We start from the raw sequence: 13,769 nt of genomic DNA on the forward strand, positions 1-13,769 counted from the left end.
CTTGGTTGGACTTGCACCAACTAGATAATGCGTGCCTCTGGGCACGCCTCAAAAATAAGAGGCGTCCCAGAAGCCATTACATGGCTTTTGGGACAGCCTCTTTGTCCAATCGTGAACTTAATCAAACATCAAACCGGATTACTACCAGGCCACGCGGATAATCAGGCCTTTGGGATCGCCGACTTCGAGATAGGCCGCCTGGCCGTTGACATCATCATAAGGGAAGCCGTAGGCCAGCCCGCTGATGCTGTGATCATGCCAGAATTTCGCATAGTAATTGGCTGGAGCCGCTTTGTAATAGTCCGCGACATTGTTCCAGTTGCCGGAGGTGTAGACATGGCGGTTAATGGCAGCGCTGGTGGCAGCATCAATAAGCGAGCCATCGTTGCGGAGAATATCCTGGGTGCTGTAGCTGGAATAACCTGCGAAATAATTGCCATTGGCCCCGCCGGCTTTAAACGATCCATGGACAGGAGCGATAATCCGGTAAGGCGCCTGATCCGTAGCAAGGGATTTGAAGGCGGACGGCACTTCATTCTGGTATTTGCTGAAGATGCCGGCGCGTGTCTCCGATTCCAGCTCGCCTACAGTCTTATCATAGCCGCCCGACAAGCCTACCAGCCGGTGCTGGATCGGGAAGCCGAAGGCATCTACGCGTGTCGTGTTGCCGTGATAGCCTGTAGCATCCACTGTGAATTCAACGAAATCGAAATAGAGATTACGGTTAGGATCGGTTGGATTATCGATATCCGGTCCGGCAAAGCCGTCATCATAAGTCTTGATGTACAGCGGCGTGCCTACACTGAGGAACATGCGGCCGGAGGTGATTTTGGGCATCGTTACCCAGGAAGCCTGGTTGACCGTATGATAAATATTGGCGTAGTTTACCCCGTTCTTGGTCAGATGGCCGGAGGCATCATTCAGCGCATTTGAGATTGGGAGCAGATTCCCGCTCAGATCCAGATAACTCCATTTGCCGTTGGCCGGATTGATGCCGATCACACCCCAATATATCTGGTTGTCAGGATAGGCTCCGCCCGTGCCGTTCATGACCTTCACCGACACGGAACCTCCCGGCGGGGTGGGAATGGAAGAGGCAGCAATGGAATATATCGAAGCAGAGGAACCCCCAGGCGGGGTAGTCGGCGCCGTTCCGGCGGTATACGTAAACCAACCGGTATCATATGCCGGTGTTCCATTGTTGTACGTGAAGAAATAGGTGAGAACGGTTCCGCTGGCAACGCCTGTGACCACCTGCTCATAGCGGGCCTTGCTGCTGTTGTAGGTTGTACGGTAATTGAGCTGCGTTCCGGAATTGACCTTATAATGTACATCGACCCAACTGGTGCTTACCGTAGATTTGAACCAGATCGTCGCTGAAGTTCCCGACAAATCTACTCCCTGTGTATAATCAGCGGCGGCAGCTTTGGAACCAAAGAAAGGCAGGCAAGAGAGCAGAAGCACGAACGCAAGCATGGACATTAGCCATTTTTTAGGCATCGTAATATTCCTCCTGAATTATAGTGGTATTACTGTAATCATTACCTTTGGCAATAGGAAGCTACAGACAGATCATTCAGCATTTCAGAAAGCCTCCACCCTCCTCCATTCCCCGGATCAAAGCCAGAATCATGTATAATTGTATGCGTTTACAAATATGATTATAGTAGGGCAAATCTCCATTTAGTAGGCTCGAAATTTCGGATTTAGGTTCCCATTTTTTGGTTTTATGCCTTAAATTCTTCCGTTTCATTACTACCGCGCTGCAAAAATAGCAAAAAGCCCTCAATCCCCAGATGCCAGGTGATTAAAGGCTTTCTTAAAACTAATTCCCCTATCCGCTTTTACCAGTGCTGCGAAATAAAGGTATCCCGTCCGGATTGCTCACGGTCCTCTTTATAATGCTTCGGATTCTTCTTGTGATAGTCCTGATGATAGTCCTCAGCCGGATAGAAATGGGGTGCAGGCAGAATCTCCGTCACCACAGGAAGCTCAAATCTGCCGCTGACCGCCACTTGCTCCCGGGAAGCCAAAGCCGCCAGCCGCTGCTCTTCATTATAGTAGAATACCGCTGTCCGGTACTGTGTTCCGCGATCCTGAAACTGTCCGCCGTCATCCGTCGGATCAATCTGCGGCCAGAACAGCTCCAGCAGTCTCTCGTAGGGGAAAAGTGCCGGATCAAACGTAATCTGAACCACCTCATAGTGACCGGTTGTCCCTGTCTTGACCTGTTCGTATGTAGGATTCTCTACCGTGCCTCCGGCGTACCCTGATACGATTCCGTGAATTCCTGGAAGCTCTTCAAACGGTGTAACCATGCACCAGAAGCAGCCCCCGGCAAACATTGCCTGTTCCATAAGCTTAATCCCTCTCCCTGTCTCTCATCTGCAATTCATACATTATCACATGTAATGAAGATAAGGCCTGCTGGTCATAAAGTCAATTTGAGAGATTAGACCTGCAGGCTTTTGACCATAATGACGTGGGGAATTCCATCCTCCATAAAGACAGGCGAGGAAGTCTCATACCCCAGCTTCTGATAAAAGCCTTCGGCCTGCTTCTGGCCATGCAGCTTGGCTTGCCGGAGTCCCTTCTCTGCAGCCATGGCCTCCAGTGTGCCGATAATTACGGACCCCAGCCCGCTTCGGCGGTACGGAGCCAGCAGACAAATCCGCTCCAGCTTGGCCCATCCGTCCACAACCCGCAATCTGGCTGTCCCTACTGGAGCCTCCTCCGCCTCATGAAACACCAATATATGCTCTGCCTGGCTCTCATATTGATCAAATTCATCAGCCAGCGGTACGCCCTGCTCCTCCACAAACACTTCACGTCTGATCCGGAAGGCCTCTTGTAATCCTGCTTCATTCGTAACCTTGTCTACACGCATATCATCCTGCCTCCCGCTCCGGTTAAGATTGCTTAATGCCCACCCAGAAAATCCCCCAGATGTCCTCCAGGCGCTGTTCAAATTCCGCTTGCTTGTAAAAAAACATCTGCATGGCGATCCCGTCAAGCAAACAGTAATAAGCCGAGAGCAGACTGTCTGCCCGCTGCTGCCGTATGATCCCCGTATTCATGCCTTCCTCAAAAATCGCCCGGTACAACACAGCGGAACGCTGCTCCATCCCCGCAATCTGCGCTTTCAGCAAGTTCTGGAAGAAAGGAGGAGGAAATTGCACGGCCATTTTATAGAATGCGGTCAATACCGGGTGCTCCACTTTGTAATAATAGTTCTTATACATAATCTCACGCAGCTTCATCTCTATAGGTGTATCACTGAGGCCCTTATACAGCTGTTCAAGAAATTCATAGTAATGCCGGGCCATTTCGCCAAAGGCGGCCATGAACAAATCTTCTTTTTTGGGAAAATAGGTAGCAATGGATTGCTTCTTAATCCCTACCGCCTGGGCAATCCCGGCCAACGAAGCTCCTTCAAAGCCCTTCTCGGCGAATTGTGAACATGCAGCCTGCAGTATCGCGTTAGCAGTCATCTCTCCAGCCCCCCTGACGATCGTCAGGTAATTATCACATGCAGATTATAATTTGTCAATCGGGTGGTTACCTGCCTTGTATTCCCGTTACAGCACGCCAAAAAAAGGATCACAGCACGTGATCCTTTCTCCCTGGCTATCAAGAATGTATGATCTCACTCATGTTCAGTACTACACATACTGTCCTGCGCTCAGCGGATTTCTGCTCGCCGAGGACTTGTAGATTCCATCGATCAGCTCCAGCGCCTTAATGCCCTCTGCAGCGTCAATCCAGAACTTACGGCCGTCACGGGTGTGGGCATAGAAATCATGAATTAACCGTGAATGTCCGGTCCCCCAATACGATTTACCTCCGGTGCTGCCAGTTGCCGGTTCGCTGAGCAGCGTTTCTTGCCCGTCCTTCAACAGATACAGGCAATCCCGGCGCTGCAGCAGCGTTCCCTGCTCGAAGACCAGCTCCAGTTCAACGGGAGAATTCACCCCATAAGCATTGGTTCCGTAAAAGAGTCCGCGCACCTTATTCTTGAAGCTGATGCAGGCATGTGCACTATCCTCCACCTCAATGATATCATTCAGCACATCAGTGGTGACACTGCCCTTCACGGAAGAGATTTCACCGCCGAACCATTGCAGCAGATCCAGAGTATGAATAGTCTGGTTGATGAGCACACCTCCGCCTTCAGTAGCCCAGCGGCCTCTCCAGCTGCTATTCTTGTAATAATCTTCACTCCGGGTCCAGGTAACCACCCCCTTCATACAAATAAGGGCTCCCAGTTCGCCGGAATCTATCATCGTCTTGATCCGTACCGAAGGGTCATTGTAACGGTTCTGGAAGACTACACCGAGTTGCCCCTCCGCTTGATCCGCTGCTGCCTGCATTAACCGGGCTGAAGGTACATCCAGCGCTATCGGCTTCTCGGTTAATACATGTTTGCCGGCCTTCAGCAGTTCAACCGCCATCCCTGCATGCAGATGATGGGGCGTGCACAAATGGACAATTCCGATATCTGCCCGCTCCAGAAGCTGCTTGTAATCCTTCAGGCCCTCACACCCGTAATCCTGTGCGGATTGTGCTGCCTGAACGGGATCACTGTCTGCCACGGCCAGCAGCCGTGCATCCTCTATGGAAGCAATAGCCCTGGCATGCAGCGGAGCAATCGCACCGCAGCCGATAATCGCTGCTCCAATGGTGTTCATCTTATACACCTTCCATTCTTGTGGTAGCTGTTATACAACTATTTGAGAGTATCCGGGGTCAGATTGAGCGCTTGCCGCTGCGCCTCCAGGCATAGTTCAGCAGCCTTGAAGGCATGCTCCTGGGTCATGGCATTTTCTGTACGCTGCAGGCAGTCCAGGATTAGCTCGCCAAAGAACGGAAAGCCGATTTTACCTGCTACATGCTCATAATGCTCTCCTTCACGGTCCACATAGTAGACATGGTCAGGGGTGCTGGAGCGGCCAATATCGCTGTATTTACGCAGCTCGATATACCCTTCGGTGCCCATAATGATCGTCCGTCCATCGCCCCAGGTCCCTAACCCCTCCGGAGTGAACCAGTCCACGCGAAAATATTGGGTCGCCCCGTTATCGCCCACTAGCGTTGCATCACCGAAATCCTCCAGCTCCGGGTAAGCCGGATTGTTATAATTGGCTACCTTACTGTGCAAAACCTTGGCATCGCGGCAACCGGCGTAGAACAGGAACTGTTCAATCTGGTGGCTGCCAATATCACAGAGAATGCCGCCGTATTTATCGCGCTGGAAGAACCAGTCCGGACGGCTTGGCGCATTTAACCGGTGAGGTCCCATTCCAATGACCTGGAGAACACGGCCGATTGCCCCCATTTGCACAAGCTGACCTGCATACACAGCACTCTCCACATGCAGTCTTTCACTGAAATAAGTCATGTATTTCTGCTTCGTCTGTTCCGCCTGAGTCCGTGCTGCTGCCAGCTGATCCAGCGAGGTGAACGGTGTTTTGTCCGTGAAATAATCCTTCCCGTGCGCCATGACGCGCAGACCCAGCGGACCCCGTTCCGAAGGGACCGCCGCCGCCGCTACGAGCCGGACTTCAGGATCTTCCAGAATCTCTTCAGCCGAACGTGCGGCCCGGACGCCGGGATAGGTGTTCTGGAACACTTTTACCTTCTCGGGGTCAGGATCGTATACCCATTTCAGCTGTGCTCCCGCTTCCACAAGCCCGTTGCACATCCCGTAGATATGCCCGTGATCCAGCGCCAGTGCAGCAATTACGAATTCACCCGGGCCCACAACAGGCTTGGCCTCATGTACCGGGGCATACATCATTCCATCCTTGCGGCTCATGCTTCAACCTCCAGCTTGGCGTGCAGATAGTTCAGACTAATCTCCAGGCTCTCAAACGGATCACGCTGGCACACATCCTGCTCCACGATATGCCATTCCACCCCTGTCTTGCGGCAGGCTTCAATAATCGCTCCGTAATTCATGTTCCCCTGGCCGATTTCGGCAAAAACCGGTTTGCGCGACAGAATCGTCATATCTTTGAAATGCACCGCCTGCATTCTGCCCTTCACTTTATGAATCCACTCTACAGGATCGCCGCCACCAGCCTGAACCCAGTACAGATCGAGCTCAAAACCGAAAACCTCCGGATCACTTTCCCGCAGCAGAATTTCCATACCAGTCATGCCTTCGAACCGTTCAAATTCAAAATCATGATTATGATAGACAAATTGCAGGCCATACTGCTCCTTCAGCGTACGCGCAATTCCGGAAGCCAGCTTGGCAAAGGTGCGGTAGCCTTCCTGGCTGGTCTGATATTCTGCCGGCAGTGCGCCAAGGCCGATGTACTTGCAGTTCCAGAGCTTATGTTCAGCTGCGAGCGCATCCAGATCATTCACCAGCCGGTTCCAGGGGACATGCGTTGCACATATTTTCAAGCCGTATTCATCCGCATACTCCTTCACCAGCTGTGGGTCAATGGGACCAATCCCCGAGATCTGCACGGCCTGGTAGCCAATTTCACTCACCTTCCGCAGACTTTCTCTTAACCCCTCCGGGGTCTGGGTAAATTCACGTAAGGTATACATTTGTGCGGCAATCGTTGAACGCTCCATTTCATTCATCCACTCCTAGATTAGTTTGAATTGGTTAGATGATGCTATACCTGCAGATTAAAGAGTGATGCTAGTGGGTTCCCGATACATCCAGGGCTTTCTGGCTGACGGGTGCCTTTTGAAAAGTAGAGTTCTGCACCTGCACCATCAGCTTCTCGTGGAACAGGTCGCTGTCGATCGGCAGGTCCACCCAGTTGTCGGTCCACGCTGACAGGTACATCGCATTGGAAAGAGTCAATCCGTGAATCCCCTCTTCGCCAGGCGCCAGAAGCGGCTCGTCATGAAGAATGGCATTGGTGAAATTTCGCATAATGCCTTTATGCTGATCTCCATCACCAGGTGCAACCGGAATCTCGCATTTCCAGCACTCGGGTGCTCCGAATCCTCCGGTAAATTCAGCATTGAATTGCGGCTCCGGTGTGCGCAGGCGGAAGAACGTCAGCTTCCCGTCTTCAATTACGATTTTACCGTTGTCGCCTGTAATCTCGAACCGGTTAGTACCCGGCGCTTCCCCTGTGGTGGTGATGAACAGCCCCGTTGCGCCGTTCTCGTATTCCACATAGGCAGTCACATCATCCTCCACCTCAATGTTGCGGTACTTCCCGAAGTGGCAAAAAGCCCGTACCCTCTTCGGCATCATTCCGGTCGTCCACTGCCAGAGATCCAGCTGATGCGGGTCCTGGTTAAGCAGTACACCGCCGCCTTCTCCGCCCCAGGTCGCCCGCCAGCCGCCGGAGTCATAGTAACTCTGAGAGCGGTACCAATTGGTGATAATCCAGTTCGTCCGCCGGATTTCCCCCAGCTCCCCTGACTTGATCAGCTCTCTCAGCTTCTGGTAAAGCGGGTTGGTCCGCTGGTTGTACATAATGCCGAACTTGCGGTCAGACTTCGCAGCAGCGTCGTTCATCTCCTGAACAGCTTTGGTGTACACGCCTGCGGGCTTCTCTATCAGAACATGCAGCCCGTAACCCAGTGCCTCAACCGCGAGCGGCGGGTGGTCATAATGCGGTGTAGCAATCAGCACAGCATCGATGGCACCGGACTTGAACAGCTCTTCCGGTGACAGGAACCGCTGCACGCTATCCGGCAAATGCTCTTCCGCCCAGTCCAGCCTTTCCGGGCTGGTGTCACATACGGCTGCCAGCTCGGCTCCCTTAATATCACTCAGCAGGCTCTGCGCATGCGCTCGCCCCATATTGCCTACTCCGATAATGCCAAATCGTACCTTTTCCATCTCCCAATCACTTCCTATTACAGTTTATGATATGAGGATAACCTTAATCGCCCCCGCTGAACATGACTGTAATTAAGGTATTTTTGTATATAAATAAGATGTATTAGATAAATGAAAGCGGTATAATGAGTTTATGAGCGTTGTAAAGGAGCTAAACCTATGAATATGAATGCTAGCGGAAATCTGACCGGACGCCTGCTTCAGAATCTGACCGTTACCGTTACGCATGCCCAGTTAACCAGCAGATACCCCGGATGGAATAGGACAAACGAGACCCCTTCCTTCAACCGGCTGTACTATATTGATTCCGGCGAAGGCAAAGTGATCATCAACGGCGTGGCCTATTATCCCAAGCCCGGGCAATTAATGATCATGCCGGCGGGGTCTACCCAGACCACGGACACCTCGCCCAATGATCCTTATACGCGGTATTATTGCCATTTCGATGCGCAGATCGGGGAATGGCCGCTGTTTCATTCTGCCAATAAGCTCTATATCAGCGATGTGCCGGATCCGGATGCGGTAAGGGCGATTTTCACGGAAATGATTGATTTGTTTCAGGATACCGGCTTTCTGGCGACTCTGCGGACTCAGGCTTCGCTGCTCACGCTATTGGCGCTATGTCTGGAATCGGGAGGCTACAGCAATTTCCTGGATGACCTGACACATACCAGCGATCAGGGGAAGCTTGCCAATGTGCTGACTTACATTGACCAGCGCCTGATGCGTCCGCTTGATGTGGAAGAGCTGGCGGAGCTCGTCCATCTGCATCCGAACTATTTCATTCCCTATTTCAAGAAATTCATCGGCGTTCCCCCGATGCAGTTCGTTCAGCTGAAACGGATGGAGCTCGCCAAAAGACAGCTCTCCTACACCGATTTCAGCATCTCCAATATCGCCGAGCAGGTCGGCATGGAGCTTGCTCATTTCTCCAAGGTATTCAAGAAGACTACTGGCGTTTCTCCTTCTGCTTACCGGAGTAGTACGAAGTAGGGGGGATTTGTTAGTTGGATTAAGATTTACGCAGTCCTTGGGTGGACGCTCCGCGAACGGACCTTTGTTTGGGTCGCTGTTTAAGCGGAAAAAGTTACAGAGAATCATTCAAAATCCATACTTGATGATTTCATTAATAGTTGTATATTGTGCAATTAAAAACAGCGAAAAGGTATACTTGCATCCAATAACTGTAGTCTGTACAACTAAATCTGCCCGGAACGGTGAAAACCATCTACAACCGATAATTTAATTGTACGAAATACAACTAAACGGATGACCGGTTGTAAATCAGGCGATTTAGTTGTACAAAGTGCAATTAAGAATTGCGGGACCTATGAGGACATACCTTAATCCGGTCACTGCAACCACGCAGCAAGTGAATTGCCAAATTGGTTTTCACGAGTTTAAATCACCAGAACATGTGCGCACACAAAAAAAGGAACAATCCCAAGCCATATAATGGTTGATGAGACTGTTCCTTTTTGTAACTACATACTATTTTATCCCGAAATAAGCCTCGGCATTGTTGTAACAAATATTCTCAATCGTCCTGCCTACAAAAGCATAATCACGCGGCAGATCGCCCTCTTCAATCCATGTGCCGAACAGGTTGCAGAGAATCCGGCGGAAGTATTCATGACGCGTGAAGGAGAGGAAGCTTCTGGAGTCGGTCAGCATGCCGACGAATGGACTGATCAGGCCGATGCTGGAGAGCGCCTTCAATTGCTGCAGCATGCCTTCCTTCTGATCATGGAACCACCAGCCTGAGCCCATCTGCACTTTGCCTTTGATCCCCGAGCCCTGGAAATTACCGATCGATGTTGCAATCATCTCGTACTGTGACGGATTCAGCGTATACACAATGGTCTTCGGAAGCTGTCCGCTGGCGTCCAGATCATTCAGCAAGGCGTTCAGGCTGCGGGCCATATTGAAGTCCAGAATGGAATCGAACCCGCTGTCCTTGCCAAGCGCATCGAACATCCGTGAGTTGTTATTGCGGAGCGCCCCGATATGCAGCTGCATGCTCCAGCCCCGCTCGTGATACAGCCGGCCTAATTTGAGCAGTGTGTAGCTCTGGAACTTCTGTTCCTCCTGGGCGCTGATCTCCTCGCCTTTGAAGGCACGGGCAAATATGTAAGCTGCTTCATGTTCCGTCGAATGTGCATGCGGAAGCTCACCGAAGGCCTGATCCGACAGGCGGCAGCCATGCTTGTGGAAATAATCGATCCGCGAAGTCACAGCCTTCATGAATTCGGAATAACAGTGAACTTCCAGTCCGCTGGCTTCACTGAGCGTGGCAACATAGCCGGCAAAACCTTCATCGCGGATATTCAGCACCCGGTCCGGTCTGAAGGTTGGAGCAACCACGGTCTCCAGTGCACTGTCATTCTTAATAAGAATGTGATGCTCCAAGGAATCAGCCGGATCATCCGTTGTGCAGACGACGTCAACATTCTGCTTCTTAAGGATGCCCTGTGTAGTCATGCCGTCTCCTTGCAGCTGTTCATTACAGCGGTCCCAGACGCTCTCCGCATTATCGGCCGAGAGCAGCTCATCGATGCCGAAGTAGCGCTTCAGCTCCAGATGTGTCCAATGGTACAGCGGATTGCCCAGCATCTCGGGTACTGAACGCGCCCAGACCATAAATTTGTCTTTGTCCGGAGCGTTCCCGGTAATCAGCTGTTCATCGATGCCGAGCCAGCGCAGCGCACGCCACTTGTAATGGTCCCCGGATAACGCCAGATCGGCGATATTGCGGAACTTGCGGTTGCTGCTGATCTCCTGAGGATTCAGATGACTGTGGAAATCGTAGATCGGCATTTTTTGGGCATAGTCATGGTACAGGGTTTGCGCACTTTTGTTGAGGAGCAGCCAATCTTCATGAATAAAAGGTGAGGTACTCAATGTGTTCTCCAGCCTTTCGTCATACCGTATTTTAGAAGATAAGAATGTATAAGCTACTCGCAATATAACGTTCTTATCTTTTCCGCAGAAGCGGAAATTTGTCCTGGTAAGGACGGTATTAGCCGTTTCTGCCTGTTTGCACTACCATACTACCATACTTGTATGGTAGTATGGTAGTGCTTCTGAACAACTTAACAGGAGGGCTACGCGATGGAATACATTATCGGTACACAAGCGGTTTCCACACGGGACATCGTGTATCGTTCTTTGAAGAATCAGATTTTGCTGTTGGAGCTGCCTCCCGGCACCAGCATCTCGGAGAAGGAGATTTCACTTAAATTCAATGTTAGCCGAACTCCCGTCAGAGAGAGCTTCGTCCGGCTGGCCCAAGAGGGCCTGCTCGATGTCTATCCCCAGCGCGGAACGGTTGTCTCTCTTATTGATTCCGGACTCGTCGAAGAAGCCCGCTTCATGCGTGAGCATCTGGAGCGGGCGGTTATGCGTGAGGCCTGCAGCTCTTTTCAGGCCAAACATCTTATAGATCTCAAGGCGAATCTGGATAAACAGAGACTCTGCATTGAAGATCAGGACTATAAGGAAATGTTCATGCTGGATGAAGAATTTCATCATCTGATCTTTACAGGCTGCAGCAAGAAGAATACCTGGGAAGTAGTCCAGCAGATCAAGGTCCATCTGAACCGCAGCCGGATGCTTAAGCTTACGGCAGATCATAATTGGGAGCATCTGTATCAGCAGCATTATTGCCTCTATGAAGCGATTCAGACACATGATGTTTCGCAGGGTGATCATATGATGCAGGAGCATATGGCATTAACCATTGCCGATCAGGAGATGCTGATGGAGAAATATCCGCAGTACTACAAGTAGAAACGGCTTTGCCGTCCATTTAACAAGGAATCCGAGAGAACTGAATAGAAGCCCCGCCCGGCGGGTAATGATGCCCGATAGTAAACAGACTTAGTCCTACTTAGGAACATACTTACATTAGAGAAGGGTTGGATACTTATGTCTGAGTTGGCACTACAGCCTCAACTGGCAGGCAAAATCACCGTGATTACCGGAGGAGCCGGCGCACTTTGCAGCGTGATGGCCCTGGAATTAGCCCGTCAAGGCGCCAAGGTCGCCATTCTGAACCGCACTGCGGACAAAGGCGCCGCTCTGGCTGCGCAGATAACCGCAGCCGGAGGCCAAGCACTTTCCCTGGCCTGTGATGTTATGGATTCCAACAATGTGCAGCAGGCGGCCGATGAACTTCTGCAGCACTGGGGGCCTTGTGATTTATTAATTAACGGAGCCGGCGGTAATCAGCCTTCGGCAATTACGACTCATGAGACCTTCGCGGACGGAGACCTGGAGAACCCGGATATCGTCTCCTTCTTCGATCTGTCTGTAAGCGGGTTCCGCAATGTCCTAGATTTAAATATGACCGGAACGTTAATTCCGACCCAGATCTTCGCCAAGCAGATGCTCGGGCGCACCGGAACATCTGTCATCAACATTTCCTCTATGAGTGCCGCTTCCCCGATGACCAAAGTTCCGGCATACAGTGCTGCCAAGGCGGGGATTAACAACTTCACGCAATGGCTGGCCGTCCATCTGGCAGATGCGGGAATACGGGTTAACGCTATAGCCCCGGGCTTCTTCGTAACCGCTCAGAATGAACAGCTGCTTGTGGACAGTAATGGAGAGCTGACAGAACGTTCCCGCAAAATCATCTCCCAAACCCCGATGCGCCGTTTCGGTACGCCCAAGGATCTGCTCGGCACCCTGCTCTGGCTGGCAGATGAGCAAATGTCGGGGTTCGTCACCGGAATCACCGTGCCTGTGGACGGCGGATTCATGGCTTACTCAGGGGTTTGAGCGTGATCTATGATGTGATGTGTTCCGTTCCACTGGACTAAGATAATCCCAACCAATGTACCAGCCCAAATCCGAGCAGCGACATGAATACCGAACCTATGAATCCGGCGATTACCGGCTTACGCCCCATACTGCTGAAGGTCTTGAGGTCTATCCCGAGTCCAAGTCCCGCCATCGCCATGGCCAGCAGCAGATAGGCAAGCGTGATCATGTCTGACGCAAGCTGCTGAGGGATGACCTCAAGTGTATTAATGCCGCTCATCAACAGAAAGCCTGCAATAAACCAGGGGACCGGGAGCTTCTTGCGCTCCCGGTTTCCTTCCATTTCGGCGGCATATCCTTCTGCTCCATCAGATAGTTTCATGCGGCGGTGTAGCTTCCGCTCCCTGCGGCCTTCTATCAGGCCCAGAATCAGAGCGACCGGTACCAGCATTGCTACCCGCGTCAGCTTCACCAGTACTGCCAGATCGGAGCCTTGCTGCCCGGCAGGTACGGCTGCAGCGATGACATGTGCCACCTCATGCAGGGTTGCTCCTGCGAAGATTCCGTACCCCGAAGCACTTAAGCCCATATATGGATATAGAATCGTATATACAAGTGTAAAAACAGTTCCCAGAATCGCCACTGTTGCCGCTCCTACTGCCGTCTCGTTGTCTGTCGCTTTGATCTGCGGGGCAATGGCAGCTACTGCTGCTGCGCCGCAGATGGCTGTTCCGCACGCAGTCAGCAGCCCCAGTCTTCTGTCCATCTTCAGCCAACGCGCCAAACCATACACAGTGAACAGCGTGAACACCAGGTTAATAGCTGCAATCCCGGCCACCTTTGGACCCGCCTGTACGATATCCCCCAGATTCAGTCTCATCCCCAGCAGAATGATTCCTGCTCTGAGCAGTCTTTTGCCCGAGAACCGTACGCCTGCCATGGCCTGCTCCGGAACACCGGCTACTGCTCTGAGGCCAATCCCCAGCAGAATGGCCAGCACCAGCTGGCCCATAATGCCGAGGACCGGCAGCAAGGCTAAATATTTCGCCGCAACCGCCAGTGTGAGTGTAACAACAATCCCGCTGGCAAAGTAGACATATCTATGATTACTCCGCTGCAATCTGTAACTTCCGCTTCCATTCATCCGTACCCGCGCCCCATTCACTACTTCGTTATAACGCCG

General features: G+C 51.8%; 13 protein-coding genes. 3 read left to right on the top strand and 10 right to left on the bottom strand.

Annotation, left to right across the window (positions count from 1 at the left end):
* Positions 1 to 141: 141 nt before the first annotated feature.
* The 8 genes from QW71_RS02150 to QW71_RS02185 all read right to left on the bottom strand — a co-directional run bounded on the left by QW71_RS02150 (position 142) and on the right by QW71_RS02185 (position 7,822).
* Positions 142 to 1,500: a glycoside hydrolase family 64 protein gene (locus QW71_RS02150; protein WP_039292644.1), complete on the bottom strand. Its 1,359-nt coding sequence runs from the start codon at positions 1,498 to 1,500 to the stop codon at positions 142 to 144.
* Between the two features lie 344 nt (positions 1,501 to 1,844).
* A complete protein-coding gene (msrA, locus tag QW71_RS02155) occupies positions 1,845 to 2,357 on the bottom strand; it encodes a peptide-methionine (S)-S-oxide reductase MsrA (RefSeq protein WP_039292646.1) in 513 nt (170 codons plus the stop codon).
* 95 nt (positions 2,358 to 2,452) lie between these two features.
* Positions 2,453 to 2,887, bottom strand: a complete 435-nt coding sequence (locus QW71_RS02160) for a GNAT family N-acetyltransferase (RefSeq protein WP_039292648.1) — start codon at positions 2,885 to 2,887, stop codon at positions 2,453 to 2,455.
* Between the two features lie 22 nt (positions 2,888 to 2,909).
* Entirely contained in the window at positions 2,910 to 3,491 is a 582-nt protein-coding gene (locus tag QW71_RS02165) for a TetR/AcrR family transcriptional regulator (RefSeq protein WP_039292651.1), read from the bottom strand.
* A gap of 171 nt (positions 3,492 to 3,662) precedes the next feature.
* Positions 3,663 to 4,688, bottom strand: coding sequence for a Gfo/Idh/MocA family protein (locus QW71_RS02170; protein ID WP_039292654.1), 1,026 nt, complete (start codon positions 4,686 to 4,688; stop codon positions 3,663 to 3,665).
* Positions 4,689 to 4,726: 38 nt separating this feature from the next.
* Complete coding sequence (locus QW71_RS02175; RefSeq protein ID WP_039292657.1) at positions 4,727 to 5,815, bottom strand: Gfo/Idh/MocA family protein; 1,089 nt, start codon at positions 5,813 to 5,815, stop codon at positions 4,727 to 4,729.
* Complete coding sequence (locus tag QW71_RS02180) at positions 5,812 to 6,588, bottom strand: sugar phosphate isomerase/epimerase (protein WP_039292660.1); 777 nt, start codon at positions 6,586 to 6,588, stop codon at positions 5,812 to 5,814. Before QW71_RS02180 ends, QW71_RS02175 begins: the two co-directional genes overlap by 4 nt.
* 70 nt (positions 6,589 to 6,658) lie before the next feature.
* Entirely contained in the window at positions 6,659 to 7,822 is a 1,164-nt protein-coding gene (locus tag QW71_RS02185; RefSeq protein ID WP_039292663.1) for a Gfo/Idh/MocA family protein, read from the bottom strand.
* 159 nt (positions 7,823 to 7,981) lie between these two features.
* On the opposite strand from QW71_RS02185, the gene QW71_RS02190 reads away from it, so the two are divergent.
* On the top strand, positions 7,982 to 8,815 hold the full coding sequence (locus QW71_RS02190) for an AraC family transcriptional regulator (protein ID WP_306766016.1): 834 nt from the start codon (positions 7,982 to 7,984) through the stop codon (positions 8,813 to 8,815).
* A 498-nt stretch (positions 8,816 to 9,313) separates the two neighbouring features.
* Here the strand turns inward: QW71_RS02190 and uxaC are convergent, their stop codons facing one another.
* On the bottom strand, positions 9,314 to 10,723 hold the full coding sequence (uxaC, locus tag QW71_RS02195; RefSeq protein WP_039292667.1) for a glucuronate isomerase: 1,410 nt from the start codon (positions 10,721 to 10,723) through the stop codon (positions 9,314 to 9,316).
* A gap of 210 nt (positions 10,724 to 10,933) precedes the next feature.
* Here uxaC and QW71_RS02200 point away from each other — a divergent pair, with 210 nt between their 5' ends.
* Positions 10,934 to 11,611, top strand: a complete 678-nt coding sequence (locus QW71_RS02200; protein WP_039292670.1) for a GntR family transcriptional regulator — start codon at positions 10,934 to 10,936, stop codon at positions 11,609 to 11,611.
* A 138-nt stretch (positions 11,612 to 11,749) separates the two neighbouring features.
* Positions 11,750 to 12,604, top strand: a complete 855-nt coding sequence (locus QW71_RS02205) for an SDR family oxidoreductase (protein ID WP_039292674.1) — start codon at positions 11,750 to 11,752, stop codon at positions 12,602 to 12,604.
* Positions 12,605 to 12,641: 37 nt separating this feature from the next.
* Here QW71_RS02205 and QW71_RS02210 read toward each other — a convergent pair whose 3' ends face one another.
* A complete protein-coding gene (locus QW71_RS02210) occupies positions 12,642 to 13,730 on the bottom strand; it encodes a YeiH family protein (RefSeq protein ID WP_039292676.1) in 1,089 nt (362 codons plus the stop codon).
* Positions 13,731 to 13,769 lie beyond the last annotated feature (39 nt).

The organism is Paenibacillus sp. IHB B 3415 (assembly GCF_000802655.2).
Taxonomy (GTDB): Bacteria; Bacillota; Bacilli; order Paenibacillales; family Paenibacillaceae; genus Paenibacillus_AQ; species Paenibacillus_AQ phytohabitans.

Bases quoted from the DNA above. Each gene is read 5' to 3' on its own strand.
- QW71_RS02150 (WP_039292644.1), bottom strand. From the start codon at position 1,500: ATGCCTAAAAAATGGCTAATGTCCATGCTTGCGTTCGTGCTTCTGCTC.
- msrA (WP_039292646.1), bottom strand. From the start codon at position 2,357: ATGGAACAGGCAATGTTTGCCGGGGGCTGCTTCTGGTGCATGGTTACA.
- QW71_RS02160 (WP_039292648.1), bottom strand. From the start codon at position 2,887: ATGCGTGTAGACAAGGTTACGAATGAAGCAGGATTACAAGAGGCCTTC.
- QW71_RS02165 (WP_039292651.1), bottom strand. From the start codon at position 3,491: ATGACTGCTAACGCGATACTGCAGGCTGCATGTTCACAATTCGCCGAG.
- QW71_RS02170 (WP_039292654.1), bottom strand. From the start codon at position 4,688: ATGAACACCATTGGAGCAGCGATTATCGGCTGCGGTGCGATTGCTCCG.
- QW71_RS02175 (WP_039292657.1), bottom strand. From the start codon at position 5,815: ATGAGCCGCAAGGATGGAATGATGTATGCCCCGGTACATGAGGCCAAG.
- QW71_RS02180 (WP_039292660.1), bottom strand. From the start codon at position 6,588: ATGGAGCGTTCAACGATTGCCGCACAAATGTATACCTTACGTGAATTT.
- QW71_RS02185 (WP_039292663.1), bottom strand. From the start codon at position 7,822: ATGGAAAAGGTACGATTTGGCATTATCGGAGTAGGCAATATGGGGCGA.
- QW71_RS02190 (WP_306766016.1), top strand. From the start codon at position 7,982: ATGAATATGAATGCTAGCGGAAATCTGACCGGACGCCTGCTTCAGAAT.
- QW71_RS02200 (WP_039292670.1), top strand. From the start codon at position 10,934: ATGGAATACATTATCGGTACACAAGCGGTTTCCACACGGGACATCGTG.
- QW71_RS02205 (WP_039292674.1), top strand. From the start codon at position 11,750: ATGTCTGAGTTGGCACTACAGCCTCAACTGGCAGGCAAAATCACCGTG.
- QW71_RS02210 (WP_039292676.1), bottom strand. From the start codon at position 13,730: ATGAATGGAAGCGGAAGTTACAGATTGCAGCGGAGTAATCATAGATAT.